Annotated in this window: 18 protein-coding genes; 4 read left to right on the forward strand and 14 right to left on the reverse strand. The window is 66.6% G+C overall.

The window, feature by feature from the left end:
* Positions 1–6 precede the first annotated feature (6 nt).
* From lptB to NP825_RS17685, 3 genes are all read right to left on the reverse strand, one after another.
* Complete coding sequence (gene lptB / locus NP825_RS17675) at positions 7–816, reverse strand: LPS export ABC transporter ATP-binding protein (protein ID WP_257545982.1); 810 nt, start codon at positions 814–816, stop codon at positions 7–9.
* 257 nt (positions 817–1,073) lie between these two features.
* Positions 1,074–2,456 (reverse strand): phosphoglucomutase/phosphomannomutase PgmG, encoded by a 1,383-nt coding sequence (gene pgmG / locus NP825_RS17680; protein WP_257545984.1) that lies wholly within the window; start codon positions 2,454–2,456, stop codon positions 1,074–1,076.
* A 27-nt stretch (positions 2,457–2,483) separates the two neighbouring features.
* Complete coding sequence (locus NP825_RS17685; protein WP_257545986.1) at positions 2,484–3,293, reverse strand: division plane positioning ATPase MipZ; 810 nt, start codon at positions 3,291–3,293, stop codon at positions 2,484–2,486.
* A gap of 83 nt (positions 3,294–3,376) precedes the next feature.
* Between NP825_RS17685 and panC the strand changes: the two genes are divergently transcribed.
* Together panC and NP825_RS17695 are read left to right on the forward strand one after the other, a co-directional pair.
* Positions 3,377–4,216 carry a pantoate--beta-alanine ligase gene (panC, locus tag NP825_RS17690; RefSeq protein WP_257545988.1) on the forward strand — a complete coding sequence of 280 codons (840 nt, stop codon included), beginning with the start codon at positions 3,377–3,379 and terminating at the stop codon, positions 4,214–4,216.
* A gap of 218 nt (positions 4,217–4,434) precedes the next feature.
* Positions 4,435–4,749, forward strand: a complete 315-nt coding sequence (locus NP825_RS17695) for a hypothetical protein (RefSeq protein WP_257545990.1) — start codon at positions 4,435–4,437, stop codon at positions 4,747–4,749.
* Positions 4,750–5,025: 276 nt separating this feature from the next.
* Here NP825_RS17695 and NP825_RS17700 read toward each other — a convergent pair whose 3' ends face one another.
* The 4 genes from NP825_RS17700 to NP825_RS17715 are packed head-to-tail and all read right to left on the reverse strand — an operon-like array spanning position 5,026 to position 7,570.
* The gene (locus NP825_RS17700) at positions 5,026–6,174 is read right to left on the reverse strand and encodes a GNAT family N-acetyltransferase (RefSeq protein WP_257545992.1); all 1,149 of its coding nucleotides are present in this window, start codon (positions 6,172–6,174) and stop codon (positions 5,026–5,028) included.
* Positions 6,175–6,181: 7 nt separating this feature from the next.
* On the reverse strand, positions 6,182–6,649 hold the full coding sequence (locus NP825_RS17705; RefSeq protein WP_257545994.1) for a RidA family protein: 468 nt from the start codon (positions 6,647–6,649) through the stop codon (positions 6,182–6,184).
* A gap of 10 nt (positions 6,650–6,659) precedes the next feature.
* Positions 6,660–7,301, reverse strand: coding sequence for an HAD family hydrolase (locus tag NP825_RS17710; protein ID WP_257545997.1), 642 nt, complete (start codon positions 7,299–7,301; stop codon positions 6,660–6,662).
* Positions 7,298–7,570 (reverse strand): DUF3572 domain-containing protein, encoded by a 273-nt coding sequence (locus NP825_RS17715; RefSeq protein ID WP_257545999.1) that lies wholly within the window; start codon positions 7,568–7,570, stop codon positions 7,298–7,300. Before NP825_RS17715 ends, NP825_RS17710 begins: the two co-directional genes overlap by 4 nt.
* Positions 7,571–7,657: 87 nt before the next feature.
* On the opposite strand from NP825_RS17715, the gene NP825_RS17720 reads away from it, so the two are divergent.
* Complete coding sequence (locus NP825_RS17720) at positions 7,658–8,020, forward strand: response regulator (RefSeq protein WP_257546001.1); 363 nt, start codon at positions 7,658–7,660, stop codon at positions 8,018–8,020.
* Between the two features lie 176 nt (positions 8,021–8,196).
* Here NP825_RS17720 and NP825_RS17725 read toward each other — a convergent pair whose 3' ends face one another.
* Complete coding sequence (locus NP825_RS17725; protein ID WP_257546003.1) at positions 8,197–8,319, reverse strand: hypothetical protein; 123 nt, start codon at positions 8,317–8,319, stop codon at positions 8,197–8,199.
* 148 nt (positions 8,320–8,467) lie between these two features.
* On the opposite strand from NP825_RS17725, the gene NP825_RS17730 reads away from it, so the two are divergent.
* Entirely contained in the window at positions 8,468–8,953 is a 486-nt protein-coding gene (locus tag NP825_RS17730; protein WP_257546006.1) for an Lrp/AsnC family transcriptional regulator, read from the forward strand.
* 36 nt (positions 8,954–8,989) lie between these two features.
* Here NP825_RS17730 and NP825_RS17735 read toward each other — a convergent pair whose 3' ends face one another.
* The 6 genes from NP825_RS17735 to NP825_RS17760 all read right to left on the reverse strand — a co-directional run bounded on the left by NP825_RS17735 (position 8,990) and on the right by NP825_RS17760 (position 15,334).
* Entirely contained in the window at positions 8,990–10,570 is a 1,581-nt protein-coding gene (locus NP825_RS17735; protein WP_257546008.1) for an ABC-F family ATP-binding cassette domain-containing protein, read from the reverse strand.
* Positions 10,571–10,757: 187 nt separating this feature from the next.
* Complete coding sequence (locus NP825_RS17740) at positions 10,758–11,423, reverse strand: helix-turn-helix domain-containing protein (protein ID WP_257546010.1); 666 nt, start codon at positions 11,421–11,423, stop codon at positions 10,758–10,760.
* A 120-nt stretch (positions 11,424–11,543) separates the two neighbouring features.
* Positions 11,544–12,515: a magnesium/cobalt transporter CorA gene (corA, locus tag NP825_RS17745; RefSeq protein ID WP_257546012.1), complete on the reverse strand. Its 972-nt coding sequence runs from the start codon at positions 12,513–12,515 to the stop codon at positions 11,544–11,546.
* Positions 12,516–12,760: 245 nt separating this feature from the next.
* The gene (rpmG, locus tag NP825_RS17750; protein WP_003042331.1) at positions 12,761–12,928 is read right to left on the reverse strand and encodes a 50S ribosomal protein L33; all 168 of its coding nucleotides are present in this window, start codon (positions 12,926–12,928) and stop codon (positions 12,761–12,763) included.
* Positions 12,929–13,148: 220 nt separating this feature from the next.
* Positions 13,149–13,877, reverse strand: coding sequence for an energy transducer TonB (locus tag NP825_RS17755; RefSeq protein WP_257546028.1), 729 nt, complete (start codon positions 13,875–13,877; stop codon positions 13,149–13,151).
* A 149-nt stretch (positions 13,878–14,026) separates the two neighbouring features.
* Positions 14,027–15,334 (reverse strand): glutamate--tRNA ligase, encoded by a 1,308-nt coding sequence (locus NP825_RS17760; protein WP_257546030.1) that lies wholly within the window; start codon positions 15,332–15,334, stop codon positions 14,027–14,029.
* Positions 15,335–15,356 lie beyond the last annotated feature (22 nt).

Genomic DNA, 15,356 nt, shown 5'->3' on the forward strand with positions numbered 1-15,356 from the left:
ACCGCATCAAAGCGAAAAGCCCTCGCCAAGATACAGGCGGCGGACCTCGGGGTCGGCCACCAGTTCGGCGGGCGATCCGGCAAGCAGCACCTTGCCGTCGTAGATGATGCAGGCGCGGTCGACGAGGTCGAGCGTCTCGCGGACGTTGTGATCGGTGATCAGCACGCCGATGCCGCGGGTCTTCAGGTCGGCGACGAGGTCGCGGATGTCGCTGATCGACAGGGGATCGATCCCCGCGAATGGCTCGTCGAGCAGGATGATCGACGGGTTCGCCGCCAGCGCGCGCGCGATTTCGGCGCGGCGGCGCTCGCCGCCCGACAGCGCCATCGCCGCCGAATCGCGCAGCCGCGCGAGGCCGAACTCCTCGAGCAATTCCTCGAGCCGCCGCTCGCGCGCGATCTTGTCGGGTTCGGCGAGTTCGAGCACCGCCTCGATATTCTGGGCTACGGTCATGCCGCGAAAGATCGAGGTTTCCTGAGGCAAATAGCCGAGGCCGAGGATCGACCGCCGATACATGGGCAGCGAGGTGATGTCGGCGCCGTCGAGCATGATGCGCCCGGCGTCGGGCCGGACCAGCCCCATGATCGAATAGAAGCAGGTCGTCTTGCCCGCGCCGTTGGGGCCGAGCAGGCCGACGACCTCGCCCTTGCCGACCGACAGCGACACGTCGGAGAGCACCACGCGCTTGTCGTAGCTTTTGGCGATCGAAATGATCGCAAGACCATTGCCCGCCGCGGCATCCTCCTGGACATGCGCGCGGTGCTCGGAGACGCCATGGTCACCTTCGGCCGTCGCGGTCGTGGTTTCGTCGGTCATAAAGAGGTCGGTTCCGTTCTAGCCCCAAGCGCGCGTTACCGCAGCGATGCGGCAAAGGTCAATCTGGCAGGGATTTTGCAGGGACAAAAAGCCCCTCCCCTCCAGGGGAGAGGTTGGGGTCTTGAATAAGATCGCGTGTCCCCGCGAAGGCGGGGGGCCATCTCCGGCTGGTGCCATCATGAACCGACCGGAGATGGGTCCCCGCCTTCGCGGGGGAACACGGCTTGTTCACGCAAAGATGATCACGCTCGTAGGCTTCAATGTCCGACGCTTTCGCCCCGCTCCACCCCCGACAGCGCAAGCTGTTCGTCGATCGCCGCCATCAGCCGCGCCAGCGCCGCCTCGTCCTTCGCCTCGGCGCGCGCAACGAGCACGTCCTGGGTGTTCGAGGCGCGAAGCAGCCACCAGCCGTCGCCGGTCAGCACCCGCGCGCCGTCGGTGCGGTCGACCGTCGCGCCGTCGGCGGTCAGCCGGACCAGAACCTCGTCCACAATGGCGAATTTGCGGATCTCGTCGACCTGAAAGCGAAGTTCGGGAGTGTTGACCATTGCCGGCATCTCGCCGCGCAGTTCGGTGACGCTCTTGCCGAGCCTGGTCGCCGCTTCGATCAGCCGCACCGCCGCATAGGGCGCATCGTCATAGCCGTAATAATGGTCGGCGAAGAAGATATGCCCGCTCATCTCGCCTGCCAAAGGCGAGCCGGTTTCCTTCATCTTCGCCTTGATCAGGCTGTGCCCGGTCTTCCACATCAGCGGTTTCCCGCCGAGTTCGGCGACGCGGTCGAACAGCGCCTGGCTCGCCTTGACGTCGGCGATGATCGTCGCGCCGGGATGCTCCTTCAGCACCGCCGCGGCATAGATTTGCAGCAGTTGATCGCCCCAGATCACCCGCCCTTCGCCGTCGATCGCGCCGATGCGGTCGCCATCTCCATCGAAAGCGACGCCGAAATCGAGACTCTTCTCCGCGACCAGCTTCCTCAGATCGGCCAGATTCGCCTCGACCGTGGGATCGGGATGGTGGTTCGGAAAATGGCCGTCGATATCGGTATAGAGAAGATGGTGCTCGCCGGGCAGCCGCGCGGTGAGCTTTTCGATGACAGCGCCAGCGGCACCGTTGCCGGCGTCCCAGCCGATGCGGAAGGCGCCGCCGGCGAAATCCTGGGTCAGCCGGTCGACATAGGCGTCGACGATGTCGATGCTCTGCGACGATCCCTCGCCGCTTTCCCAGTCGCCCGCGGCGGCGATTTCGCCGATCCGCTGGATGTCGGCGCCGAAGAAGGGACGGCCCTGAAACACCATCTTGAAGCCGTTATAGTCGGGGGGATTGTGGCTGCCGGTTATCTGTATGCCGCCGTCCACATCCTCGGTTGACGCGGCATAATAGAGCATCGGCGTCGGCCCGAGCCCGACATTCAGCGCATCAACTCCGGCGGCGTTGATCCCTTCGATCAGCGCCTCGGCGAGCATCGGCGACGACAGCCGCCCGTCATAGCCGACCGCGACCCGCCTGCCCCCCGCGCGCCGGATCAGCGTCGCGAAGCTGCGCCCGATCGCGGTGGCGTCGGCGGCCGCCAGCGTGTCGCCGACGACGCCGCGGATGTCGTATTCACGCAGCATCGTCGGGTGGAAAATATGGGTCATGGCTGATCCTCTTGGGGGAGAAGGCGGTCAGGCGGCGGCGAACAGATCCCCGTCGGGATGAAACCGCTCGCGCGCCGGAAGGTTCAGTCCGCCCATCGCTTCGCGCAGTTCCTGCCGCGCGACGACATGGCCGATCCCCATGCCGCCGAGATGCGCCTTGTCGAGCAGGGTGAGACCGGCCGGGAAGAGCTCGCGATAGATGACGCGCTCGCCGAGCCCCGGGATGACGCGAAAGCCGACGCGGCGCGAGAGCTGGTTCAGCGCCTCGCCGACGCGGCGCATATTATGCGCGTCGACATGCTGGAGGCGGTTCCTGAGGATGATCCAGTCGATCGTCCGCCCGTCGCTCTTCGCACGCGCCTTGCGCGTGTCCCAGATGAGTTCGGAGTAGAAGCTGGGGCGCGTGACCTGAAATGTCTCGGGATCGACCTGACCGATCAGGTCGAAGTCGATGAAGCTGTCGTTGATCGGGGTGACGAGCGTGTCGGCGGTGGTCGCGAGATGGCGCGCGAAGACGTCGTCGCGCCCCGGCGTGTCGGCGATGAGATAGTCGACGCCCTCGGCCAGCCGCGCGACCTGCGCGTCGAGTTCTTCGATCGTCGAGCCCTCGAACACCTCGAAACGCGGGGTGGGCAGCTCGATATCGCGGCGCTTCGCGGTATTCTCGCGATTCTCGAGATAGCGGTGGAAGGTGCGCTGACGCGGGTCGAGGTCGATCCCCGCGACGCGCCAGCCCAGGCTGGTCAGCGCGACCGCGAAATGCACCGCGCACGTCGATTTGCCGGTCCCGCCCTTTTCATTGGCAAAGATGATGCGGTGCGGGGCGGGCGTCGTCATGAGCGTTGCGATTTTCCTGTTGGCGGCGCATGGGAGCCGCTCGGGGTGGTCGTCGCGCCGCCAATATCGGAGGCAGGGCAAGCGTGCAAATCATCCGTGACATCGCGATGCTGCGCCGTGCCGTTTCGGCACTGAAGCAGGGGGGAAAGAGCGTCGCGATGGTGCCGACGATGGGCGCATTGCACGATGGGCATCTGTCGCTCGTGCGCATGGGAAGGCGCGTCGCCGACCATGTCGTCGTCTCGATCTTCGTCAACCCGACCCAGTTCGGCCCGAACGAGGATTTTGCCGCCTATCCGCGCGATGAAGATCGCGACGCCGCGCTGCTGGTGGAAGCGGGCGTGGCGCTGCTCTGGGCGCCCGACGTCGGCACCATGTATCCCGCCGGTCATTCGACGCATATCGAGGTTGCCGAACTCGGCGCCGATTATTGCGGCGCGGCCCGGCCCGGCCATTTCGACGGCGTCGCGACGATCGTGTCGAAACTGTTCAACCAGGTCCGTCCCGACATCGCGATCTTCGGTGAAAAGGATTGGCAGCAGCTCGCGATCATCCGCCGCATGGCGCGCGACCTCGACTTCGCGCTCGACATTTTGGGGGCGCCGATCGCGCGCGACGCCGACGGCCTCGCGCTGTCATCGCGCAACGCCTATCTCTCGAAGGAGCAGCGCGGAGCCGCGACTGCCTTTCCCGGCGCGCTGAAGACGGCGGCAAAGGCGATCGCGGGCGGCGCCGATGTCGGCGAAGCCCTCGCGAAGGCCGAAGCCGACATCGTCGCGGGCGGCTTCGACAGCGTCGACTATGTCGCGCTCGCCGATGCCGACAGCCTCGAAAGGCTGACCGCTTTCCGCAAACCCGCGCGCCTGCTCGCCGCGGCGCGGATGGGCAAGACCCGGCTGATCGACAATCTGGCGGTGGAATAAACGACCCCGTCATTGCGAGCGCAGCAAAGCAATCCAGGGCGGTTTACACACACTCTGGATTGCTTTGCTGCGCTCGCAATGACGGAGAAAATACCGGATTCCCGGCCCTTTCTCGCATTATCTCCAAAAATCCGCGTCCTCGTTAACACTTTGTTGACCATAAACCGCAACTTTGGGGGCCGAGGTCTCCATGTGGGGTGGAGGCAAAGGGGGTTATCATGGCGAACAGTCTGAAGTCTGCCCAATATCTGATCGAAAGCCGTCTGCTCGACGCCGCGCGCGGCGACGCCAATGCCTATTTCGATCTCGGCATCGCTTTTTCCACCGGGACCGGCGGGGTCGATGTCGATCTGATCCAGGCGCATAAATGGTTCAATCTCGCCGCGCTCGGCGGCAGCCTCGAAGGCCAGCGCTGCCGTGCCGAACTGTCGGACGAAATGAGCCGCGACGAAATCGCCGAAGCCCAGCGCCAGGCGCGCGCCTGGCTCGACGAGACGGCCCGCCGCCCGGCGGCCCGGCGCTTCGCGGCCTGAGATTTCGCCGCTGCGTGGGGTTTTTTGGATCTCACGCGAAGGCGCGAAGAAGAAAAAGTCTCACACAAAGACACAAAGAGGGCGTGATGCCGTTCGATCGTTGCGACGGTTTCGATGTCCTTTGGAAAGGGGCCGGACAACGTCCAGCCAGATAGTCTCCGATGATGGTCGCGAGACGGAATCGGCAGAAACTGCCCTCTTTGTGTCTTTGTGTGAGATTATTCCCAAAAACCGGCCGCGCATTTCTCTTGGCGCCTTTGCGCCTTTGCGTGAGATTTATTCGGCCCGCCGAAAGGGCATATGCCCTTCCAGCCATTCCATTTCCTGCACCTCGGCCGCGCGCTCCTGTTCCAGATAGTCCGCGACCGCACGGCGAAAACCCGGATCGGCGATGAAGTGCGCCGACCAGGTCGCGACGGGGCCATAGCCGCGCGCAAGCTTGTGGCCGCCTTGCGCACCGGCTTCGACGCGGCGGAGGCCGCGTTCGATCGCGATGTCGATCGCACGGTAATAGCAAAGCTCGAAATGCAGATAGGGGATGTCGCGAACACAGCCCCAGTAACGGCCGTACAGCGTGTCGGACCCGAGGAAATGCATCGCCCCCGCGACAGGCGCCGCGCCGTCATAAGCGATGACGAGGATGATCCGGTCGGCCATGCGCCGCCCCATCAGGTCGAACGCCGCGCGGGTCAGATAGGGATGCCCCCATTTGCGCGCGCCGGTGTCCTGATAAAAGGCCCACATCGCGTCCCAATGATCGGGACCGATCGCCTCGCCCGTGACCTCCTCGATCCGCAGGCCCTCGACCGCCCGCGCGCGTTCCTTGCGGAGCTGCTTGCGCTTGGCAGAGGTCAGTGTGGCGAGGAAATCGTCGAAGCCGGCATAGCCCGCATTGGCGAAATGGAACTGGATGTCGCGCCGCACCAGCCAGCCCGCGCGCTCGAACAGCGGCATCTGCTCGGGCGCGACGAAGGTCGCGTGCGCCGACGACAGCCCGTTCTGCCGCACCACCGCTTCGGCGCCGCGGATCAGCAACAGCGCCGCCTCCTCGTCCTGCGCGAGCAGGCGCGGCCCCGGTACCGGCGTGAAGGGTGCCGCGATCTGCAGCTTCGGATAATAGTCGCCCCCGGCGCGCGCCCAGGCATCGGCCCAGGCGTGGTCGAAGACATATTCGCCCTGGCTGTGCGACTTCAGATAGGCGGGCGCAACGGCAACCAGCGCGCCGCCCGCGTCCTCGACCAGGATTGGCGCCGCCTGCCAGCCGGTGCCGGGCCCGACGCTGCCCGATTCCTCGAGCAACGTCAGGAAATCATGGCTGACGAACGGATTGCCCCCGCCCGCGAGCGCGTCCCACGCCGCCGCATCGACCGCGGCGACGCCGCCGCCGAGCGTGACGGTCCGCGCAGGCGGGTCGGCTTCGGCCACCGCGATCCTACGCCGGCTTCACCGCGACGATCGCATCGACCTCGACCGCGGCGCCGAGCGGCAGCACCGACACGCCGACCGCGCTGCGTGCGTGGCGACCCGCTTCGCCGAACAGCGATTCCATCAGTTCCGACGCGCCGTTCGCTACCTTCGGCTGCGCGGTGAAGCCGGGGTCGCTGTTCACGAAAACGCCGAGCTTGACGATCTTCTCGACCCGCGACCAGTCGCCGCCGACCGCCTGGCCGACCTGCGCGACGAGCATCAGCGCACAGCGGCGCGCGGCGTCATAGCCCGTCGCCTCGTCCATGTCGGCGCCGAGCCGGCCGGTGACGACCTGTCCATCGCGAAACGGAAGCTGGCCCGAGATATGGAGCAGTCCGCCTTGCTCGACCACGGGCACATAGGCCGCAACCGGCGCGGCGGGCTTGGGCAGGTCGAGGCCGAGGGCGGCGAGCTTGGCGGGGATGTCGGACATGATCGTTCCTTTATACAGGTTGCGGGGCCGGGGCCGGAATATTTTCGGCAAGCCGCGCCAATATCCACTCGCACGCCGCACTCCAATCGTCGATTCGCGCGTGGGCATGTTTCGCGGGGCGCACCTTGTCGGCGATCGCGGGCTCGCCGACGAAATGGAGCCGCCACACCTCGGGCGCCTCGATCGCCACCGAATGATGGTGGTTCGGCAAATCGTCGATGAACACCGCGACCGAGGGCCGGTGCTCCGCGATCAGCGCGCGCACCGGCTCGCCCTTGCCGCCGCGGCTGCCGATCACCGGCGCGTGGAAGCCGAGCGCGGCAAGCTGTGCGCCGCGCGCCGCCTGATGATCGGGGCCGACGTTGGTGAGCACGACGATGTCAGCGATGGCACCGATCGCCGCCATCGCCGCGATCGCGCCCGGAATCTCGGTCTGCCGCCCCATTTCGGTGCGGAAGAAGCCGTCGAGCAAGGGCCAGACCTCGGCCGCCTCCAGCGGCGTGCCGCACTCCTTGCGCTTGAGCGCCCCGGCGAAGCTCGCATCCTCCATGCGGAAGAGCACGCCATGCTCCTCGTCGACCCACTGCGCGAAGGGGACGACCATGTGCATCAGCACCTCGTCGCAATCGGTAATGACGAGCGGCCGGGTCATGCGTCCATCCTCTGGTTTCCTTCGAGCCGCCGCGCGGCGGCGGCAAGGGATTCGGGTTTCACCTCAAGCGCTTCGGCACAATCGATCAGATCAGCCTCATGGGCGGTGAGGAAGGAGAGGATCGCAGCGAGCGTGGCCTGCTCGCCGAGCGACGCGCGCAGCGAATCGGGATCGAGCCCGGTCAGGCCGAGCAGCCGCTCGGCGCGCGGTTCGTCGCTCAAGATCCAGCCGAGCGCGTGGAGCGCCAGCGCCGCATCATCCTCGTCCAATCGGAAATCCCTTCGCCGCGATGAATTGTGTCGTGCCGACGATTCGCCTACACGGGCCGCGCACGCAAGGTGGGGAAGAGATTTCACATGGGCAAGACCATCCTGGTCGTCGAGGATAATGAGCTGAACCTCCGCCTGTTCTGCGACCTGCTCAACGCCCATGGCTATCAGGCGCATCCGGTGCGCGACGGGCGCGATGCGCTAGCGAAGGCGCGCGAGATCGCGCCCGACCTGATCATCATGGACATTCAACTCCCGCACGTCAGCGGGCTCGACCTGATCGGCCAGATGAAGGCCGACCTGACGCTGCGCGCGGTGCCGATCATGGCGGTTACCGCCTATGCCGGAAAGGGCGACGAGGAACAGATCCGCGCTGCCGGGGCCGAAGCCTATGTCTCGAAACCGATTTCGGTGATCAAGTTCATCGAGAGCGTCGGGGCCTTTGCCTGAGCGGTGCGCGTGCCGCTGCGTGCCTCGTCACCCCGGACTTGATCCGGGGTCCATTCAAACCGGCGAAGAAGGAATGGGTCCCGGATCAAGTCCGGGATGACGAAATATGGGGTCCGCGCTCCAGCCATTCGGGTCGATCGCCTTCATTCGGAAAGGCGGGGACGACGGACAGCCGCTCAACGCTTCGCCTTACGCTCCCACGGGGCGTGATAATGCGCCGCGACGGCGGCGGCAGAGGTTTCGACCACCGAGGTCCAGAGGCGCTGGAGCCAGCTGGTTTCGGGTGCGATGCGGGCCATATTCGATCTCCTGCATCCGAACCGCAGGGAGGGGAGAGAGCCGGTCGGCTCGAACGGTTCGGATACGAACCATCTAGGCGATTCGCATCGACTATAGGCGCCGAAATTCGGCATATCGGCGACCAATTTTTGCGCTATAAGCCATAATATGCGAAAAATGATCGACCTCGACCGTTTCGACCGTCGCCTGCTCGACCTCGTCCGGCGCGACAATCTTCAGCCCGCGCGCGTGCTCGCCGATACGGTCGGACTGTCGATTTCAGCCGTGCTGCGCCGCCTTCGCCGGCTGCGCGAGGAGAAGGTGATCGTCGCCGACATCGCGCTGGTCGATCCCGCGCTCACCGGCTCGGCGCTCACCATGCATGTGCTCGTCCGGATGGAACAGGCGGGCGCGCAAACGATGGACAATTTTGCGCGCGAGATCGCCCGCCATCCCGAAATCACCGCCGCGTGGGATGTCACCGGCGACGATGATTTCCTGCTCAAGGTCCAGGTCGGGTCGATGGAGGAATATGACCTCTTCACCCGCCGCGCGCTGGGCGAAGACAAAGGCGTTCATTCGTTCAAGACGCTGATCACGATCCGCCATATCGTCGAGAATGAAGCCGCCCGGCGGCCGTTGCGCGATGGGTGAGGGGAGCCTCCGCTCGCCCTCTCCTTTCGTCATTCCCTACTGTCCCAGCACGACCTCGCGCTTGATTCCGATCGCGTCTAGAAACGCCGGATCGTGGCTGACGACGAGCAGCGCGCCATCATAGGCGGCGAGCCCCGCCTCGATCGCGGTCAGCGAATCGAGGTCGAGGTGGTTGCCGGGCTCGTCGAGGATCAGCAGCTGCGGCGGCATCGGCGCGCCGAGGACGCAGGCAAGGCCGGCGCGGAGCATCTGGCCGCCGCTGAGCGTGCCGGTGAGACGGTCGGCGGCATCGGCGCGAAAACGGAAGCGCGCGAGCGCCGCGCGGCACTGATTGTTCGTCGTGCCGGGATTGCGGCGGAGGAAATTGTCGGCGATCGACAGCGCAGGGTCGAGCAGCGACACGCGCTGGTCGAACAAGGCGAAGGGCACCGGCACGCGTACCCGCCCCGACCAGGGCGCGAGCGTACCCGCGACGAGCGCGAGCAGCGTCGACTTGCCCGACCCGTTGGGGCCGGTGATCGCGACGCGCTCGGGCCCGGTGACCGTCAGCGACAGATCGGCGATCACCGGCCGCCCCGGCGCATAGCCCGCGGTGACGCAACTCAATTCGAGCACGGTGCGCGAAGCGGGAAGGCCGGTCGAGGGCAGGCCCGCGGACAGCGGATCGACGATCTCGATCCGGCCGCGCGCCACCGAAACGGCGTCCTCGGCCGCACCGCGCTGGCGTTCGGCGAGGCGGCTGGCTGCGGCGCGCGTTTCCTCGGCGCGGCGTTTGAGGCCGCCGATGACGATCTTCGGCATGTCGCCGCGCGCCGCCTTGCGCCGCCCGCCGGAATCGCGCCGGTCCTGCTTCTCGGTCGCCGTCTGCGCCTGCCGCCGGTTCTGGTCGAGCCGCTTCTCGGTGCCCGCAAGCTCGGCTTCGGCGGCGGCGAGCTCGATATCCTTGCGCGCGCGATAGGCGCTCCACCCGCCACCGTAGCGCGCGGCGCCGAGCGCGGTCAGCTCGACGATCGCGTCCATCTCCTCGAGCAGTTCGCGGTCGTGGCTGACGACGATCGCGCCGCCGCGCCAGCCGCGCAGCAGTTCGCGCACCGCGGCGCGGCCTTCGCGGTCGAGATTGTTCGTCGGCTCGTCGAGCAGCAGGAAGTCGGGGGCACCGAACATCGCGCCTGCCAGCGCGGCGCGCGTTCGCTGGCCGCCCGACAAGGCGTCGAGCGGGGTGTCGGCGGACAATGGCAGGCCGACCGCGGCGAGCGCTTCGTCGATCCGCGCTTCGAGCGTCCAGTCGGCCTCGGCGATCTCGTCGATGCTCGCCTCCCCCGCCTCGGCCTTGCGGAGCAGCGCGAGACCCGCGTGCGCGCCGAACAGGTCGGCGATCGTCTCGCCGGCGCCGACCTGCACCGACTGGCGGAGCAGCCGGGCGCGGCCGTCGATGGCGACATGCCCCGATGCGGGCGTCAGCTCGCCGGTCAGCAGGCGCAGCAGCGTCGACTTGCCGACGCCATTGCGCCCGACGATGCCGGTGCGTTCGCACGCAAAGGCGAGATCGAGGTTCGAGAGAATGGTGCGATTATCGGGCGTGGACCAACTGACGTTGGCGAGGGTGATCGAGGGCATGGACAGAAGTTTCCTGAAGGCACGGCTTGCGGGCGATGCGGTCAGTTCAGATCCATGATCCTGTTCACTCCTTTGGTGTCGCGTGGACATGAATATAGGGCGGATCGGTGCGAGGGCAAGCGGAATGGCCGGGGCGACGTGGGGCTTTGGACCTCCCCATCTTCGTCATTGAGGGCAGGACGCCGCCTTACAGCTCGATGATGATCCGCACCTTGTCAGCGCTGGTTCCGACCATCGTCGCAATCTGGGCGCGGCTGCGCTCGATCAGATCCTGAAGCGCCTCGGGCGGCTGATCGCCGAGCAGTTCGGACGTCGGCACCCCCAGGATCGCGGCGAGCGCCGCCATGCGGCTGTGCTTGGGCCGCGCGCGCCCCTTTTCCCAGCCCGAAACCGCGGGCGCGCTGACGCCCATGCGGTCGGCAAGCTGGGCCTGGTTGAGGCCCGCCTGCGCACGCAGACGCTGAAGCCGGCGGCCGAAGGCCTGATCGGCGGGCGAAGCGGCCTCGTCGTCGAAGAGCGGATCGTGGGTGACGCTGCTGCGGAGCTGCGCGGCGCTCAGCGTCGCGGACGATACCGGAGTATCGAAGCGGCAACCCGCGAGGCGGTCGCTGATCCACATCACCGTCGCCGGGCTTTCGCCCGCGTGCGGCAAATCGATCCCGATCGAATCGCCGACCGCAAGATCGGCGTCGCTTTCGAGAAGCATTCCTGTTTCCGAAATATTGTGGACGAGCACCGCAATGCCGCCACCGCCGCTCTGCGTCCCCAGCGCCGGAAGGCTGAGCTTGCGGCGGGCGCGGCCGCGCTCGTCGGCGCCCGCCGCGGCGGGAAGAAAATATGCGGTTATGACCATGGCGACAGATGTCGGAGCAAGCGGTTAAAAGAAGGTTAGCGCAAGGCGTCGAAGGACCGGAATGCACGGGTATGTCGCGAGTTGCCTATGGTCCCCGCTTATGCGGCAAAGCGAGCGCGATCAAAGCCAGCCGATCGTCCGGAACCGCCAATAAAGAAGGCCGCAGATACTCGCCATCAGGGCAATGGCGAACGGATAGCCGAAGGTCCAGCCGAGTTCGGGCATATGCTCGAAATTCATCCCATAGATTCCCGCGATCGCGGTCGGCACCGCGAGGATCGCCGCCCAGGCCGCAAGCTGGCGCGTGATCGCGCCCTGCCGCTGCTGCTCGAGCAGCGAATTGGTATCGACGACCGACCCCGCGACTTCGCGCAGCCCCGACAGGCGGAATTCGGCGCGTTGGACATGGTCCCACACATCGCGGAAATAGGGGCGCACCGCATCGTCGATCCACGGCAGGTCGGCGGCGCCGACCAGGCGGGCCGCAACGTCCTTCATCAACCCGACGATGCGCTGGAACCGGATGATCTCGTGCCGCTGGGCATAGAGGTGGCGGATCTCCTCGGCGTCGAGCGGCGTGTCCATCACGCTTTCCTCGACCAACAGCAGTCGATCCTCGATTGCGTCGACCACCGGAAAATAGCCGTCGATGATGAAATCGAGGATCGCATAGAGGACATAGTCAGGGCCATGTGCGAGTTTCGCGGGCAGCGTTTCCAGCCGCGCGCGCACCTCGGTATGCGCGCGCGCCGAGCCGTGGCGGACGGTGACCGCGAAATGGCGCCCGAGGAAGATCGCGGTCTCGCCCGACTGGATCGTGTCGCCATCCAGCGTGGCGGTCGCGGCGATGACGAAAAGCTGATCGCCATAAACCTCGACCTTGGGAAGCTGCTTCGCCTTCAGCGCATCCTCGACCGCGAGCGGATGGAGATGAAAGCGCTTTGCGATCCCGCCGAGTTCTTCGGGAGTCGGCTCGAACAGGCCGAGCCAGAAAAAATCCGCGTCGGCGCAATCCTCGGGAATGACGTCGTCGGGGCCGAGGTCGCGGACGAGCTTGCCCTCGTGATAATGGCGGGCGGCCATGATCGGCATCTCTTCGAGTCCTTATGCGGCCACGGCGATGGCGGGAATGCGGTTCATGCAGAGCGTTGTGGCGCGAAGTCGGCCCAGCGCCAAGGGCTATCGTGGCCGGACGGGCCGTAGCCCAGTCTTTCCGAGAGGCCCCGCGCGACCTTTCACCACGAAAAAGGGCGGCCCTCGGCCGCCCTTCTGGCTTCCCGCTCAAGCGGGAGTGAAGCCTTATCCACCCACGCGCCGTCGGCGCATGGGGAGAGGCATCACTTGATCTTGGCTTCCTTGAACTCGACGTGCTTGCGCGCACGCGGGTCATATTTGCGCACCGACATCTTCTCGGTCATCGTGCGCGGGTTCTTCTTGGTGACGTAGAAAAAGCCCGTGTCGGCGGTGCTCACCAGCTTGATCTTGACGGTCGTCGGCTTGGCCATGGCCCTGTTCCTCAAACTATTGACACATCCGCAGGGACATCCGGCGCATGTGGCGGGACTGGGGGCCCCGGCGGTTGCTGTGAAAAACAAAGAGGGCCGCGCGTCGGGCGCCGCCCCCATTTATCCGCGCGCCATTGGCCGGATTCGGCGACGATGTCAAGCCGTGCGGCGAGGAAAAGCGGGAGCGGACGCAGGGACGCGCCCGCTCCCGGGAGGGGTCTCAGCCGTTCCTGATCTGAAAGCGCACGGTCATTTCCTTCCAGCTTTCCTCCGCCACGCCGCCGCGCGTCGCGGGCTTGAAGCGCCATTTCGTCAGCGCGCGCCGCTTCGTCGCGTCGAAGAAGCCCTGACTGTCGGTGCTGACGAGCTCGACCGCCTTGACGCGCCCATCGGTGCCGATCAGCACGCGCACCCGGACGCTCCCCTCGATCTCGCGGCGCTGTTCGTTCGCCGGATAATCGGGCTGGAAGCTGCCGGCGAAGCGCGGATCGACCTCGGCGACGAGGAAAGGCGCGGGTTTCGGCGGCAGCGGCGGATCGCCGGCGCCCGAACCCGATCCCGTGCCCGCAGGCGGCGTATAGGGCGGCGCGGGGTCGAAAATCGGCGGGTCCGACGCGATCGGCGGTAGCGGGGACGGCACGGGCGCCACCCGCGTCTGGGCAGGATCGGTCTGCGGCTTGGGTTCGGGTTGCGGTTCGGGCTTCGGCTTGTCGATGGTGAAGTCGGTCCACGTCTGCGGCTCGGTCCGCGGCTTCTCCTTGATGATCATCGGCGACAGCGCGACCGCAACCACGAGCGCAGCGGGCAGCCCAAAGGCGAAGATCGCCGCAACCGGGCGATGCGTGGCGCCGGGGTCGTAGCTTTCGCGTGCAAACGGCGCGGGTCCGGCGGGCGCGCTCTGCTTGGCGGGACTCGCGATGATCGCGGACATCATGGGAATCAGGGTCATGGCACCTCTCCTTGCCTTATCGACCCGGTCCCCGTGCGATGACCGCCGCTATGAGCCGGGTCGAATTAAGAGATAATATAACATCTCTATTTTTGTCAAGTAACGGCATTGGGAGATGACAGGGAGTCTCGTTCGATGAAGAGCCCGCCTCAGGCGGAAAGGCGTGCGACCGCCTGATCCTTGGCAATCAACGGCAGCAGTTCGGCCATGTCGGGGCCGTGATCGCGCCCGGTCAACGCGCGGCGCAGCGGCAGGAAGAGCGCGCGGCCCTTCGCACCCGTCGCCGCCTTCACCGCATCGGTCAGCACGCGCCACGGATCGGCGCCCCAGTCGAGCCCCGGCGCCACGGCTGCGGCGGCGGCGAGCACCGGCCGGTCGCTCGACTCGGGCGCGGGCGACGCGAAGGGGCCGTCGAACACCGCGACCCAGTCGGCGGCTTCGGCAACGGTCGCAAGATTGGGGCGGATCGCGTTCCAGCGCGCTTCGCCGATCGCGACCGGCAGGCGCGGCGCGACCGCGGCATAATCGGTGTGGTGCAATATCTTCTGATTGAGCAGCGCCAGTTCGGCCTCGTCGAAGCGCGCCGGCGCGCGGCCGAAGCGCGCGAAGTCGATGCTTTCGATCAGCGGCGCGGGCGACGTCATCGGCTCGACCGGATCGCTCGTCCCCAGCCGCGCGAGCAGCGCGACGAGCGCGATCGGTTCGATCCCCTGCCCGCGCAGGCCGTCCATGCCGAGCGAGCCGAGCCGCTTCGACAATTTTCCCTCGGTCCCGACGAGCAGTGCCTCGTGCGCAAAGACCGGCGGTTCGGCGCCGAGCGCCGCGAACATCTGGACCTGCGCCGCGGTGTTCGACACATGATCCTCGCCGCGCACCACATGGGTGATGCCCATCGCGATGTCGTCGATCACGCTCGGCAGCAGATAGAGCCAGCTGCCGTCGGCGCGGCGCACGACCGGGTCGGACAGCGTCTTCGGGTCGAAATGCTGGTCGCCGCGGACCAGGTCGGTCCAGGCGATCGGCGCGCCATGGTCGAGCCGGAACCGCCAGTGCGGCGCGACCCCCGCGGGCACTGGCGCATCGGCGGGCTTGCGCTCATAGACCGGCGGCAACCCGCGCGAGAGCAGGACCTTGCGGCGAATCTCGAGTTCCTCGGGCGTCTCGTAACAGGCATAGACGCGGCCCGCGGCCTTCAGCTTCTCAAACTCGGTCTCATAAAGCGCGAAGCGCGCCGACTGCCGCTCCTCGCCGTCGATATCGAGTCCGAGCCACGCAAGGTCGGCGCGAATCCCGTCGACATATTCCTCCTTCGACCGTTCGATGTCGGTATCGTCGATGCGCAGCAGAAAGCGCCCGCCAGCCTTGCGCGCCCATAGCCAGTTGTGAAGCGCGGTGCGGACATTGCCGACGTGGAGCATACCGGTCGGCGAGGGGGCGAAGCGGGTCGTGACGGTCATGCAGGCGCCTATAACCCGATTC

This window comes from Sphingopyxis sp. DBS4, assembly GCF_024628865.1.
Classification (GTDB): Bacteria; Pseudomonadota; Alphaproteobacteria; order Sphingomonadales; family Sphingomonadaceae; genus Sphingopyxis.

Bases quoted from the DNA above. Each gene is read 5' to 3' on its own strand.
- lptB (WP_257545982.1), bottom strand. From the start codon at position 816: ATGACCGACGAAACCACGACCGCGACGGCCGAAGGTGACCATGGCGTC.
- pgmG (WP_257545984.1), bottom strand. From the start codon at position 2,456: ATGACCCATATTTTCCACCCGACGATGCTGCGTGAATACGACATCCGC.
- NP825_RS17685 (WP_257545986.1), bottom strand. From the start codon at position 3,293: ATGACGACGCCCGCCCCGCACCGCATCATCTTTGCCAATGAAAAGGGC.
- NP825_RS17695 (WP_257545990.1), top strand. From the start codon at position 4,435: ATGGCGAACAGTCTGAAGTCTGCCCAATATCTGATCGAAAGCCGTCTG.
- NP825_RS17705 (WP_257545994.1), bottom strand. From the start codon at position 6,649: ATGTCCGACATCCCCGCCAAGCTCGCCGCCCTCGGCCTCGACCTGCCC.
- NP825_RS17710 (WP_257545997.1), bottom strand. From the start codon at position 7,301: ATGACCCGGCCGCTCGTCATTACCGATTGCGACGAGGTGCTGATGCAC.
- NP825_RS17720 (WP_257546001.1), top strand. From the start codon at position 7,658: ATGGGCAAGACCATCCTGGTCGTCGAGGATAATGAGCTGAACCTCCGC.
- NP825_RS17725 (WP_257546003.1), bottom strand. From the start codon at position 8,319: ATGGCCCGCATCGCACCCGAAACCAGCTGGCTCCAGCGCCTCTGGACC.
- NP825_RS17730 (WP_257546006.1), top strand. From the start codon at position 8,468: ATGCGAAAAATGATCGACCTCGACCGTTTCGACCGTCGCCTGCTCGAC.
- NP825_RS17735 (WP_257546008.1), bottom strand. From the start codon at position 10,570: ATGCCCTCGATCACCCTCGCCAACGTCAGTTGGTCCACGCCCGATAAT.
- NP825_RS17740 (WP_257546010.1), bottom strand. From the start codon at position 11,423: ATGGTCATAACCGCATATTTTCTTCCCGCCGCGGCGGGCGCCGACGAG.
- corA (WP_257546012.1), bottom strand. From the start codon at position 12,515: ATGCCGATCATGGCCGCCCGCCATTATCACGAGGGCAAGCTCGTCCGC.
- rpmG (WP_003042331.1), bottom strand. From the start codon at position 12,928: ATGGCCAAGCCGACGACCGTCAAGATCAAGCTGGTGAGCACCGCCGAC.
- NP825_RS17755 (WP_257546028.1), bottom strand. From the start codon at position 13,877: ATGACCCTGATTCCCATGATGTCCGCGATCATCGCGAGTCCCGCCAAG.
- NP825_RS17760 (WP_257546030.1), bottom strand. From the start codon at position 15,334: ATGACCGTCACGACCCGCTTCGCCCCCTCGCCGACCGGTATGCTCCAC.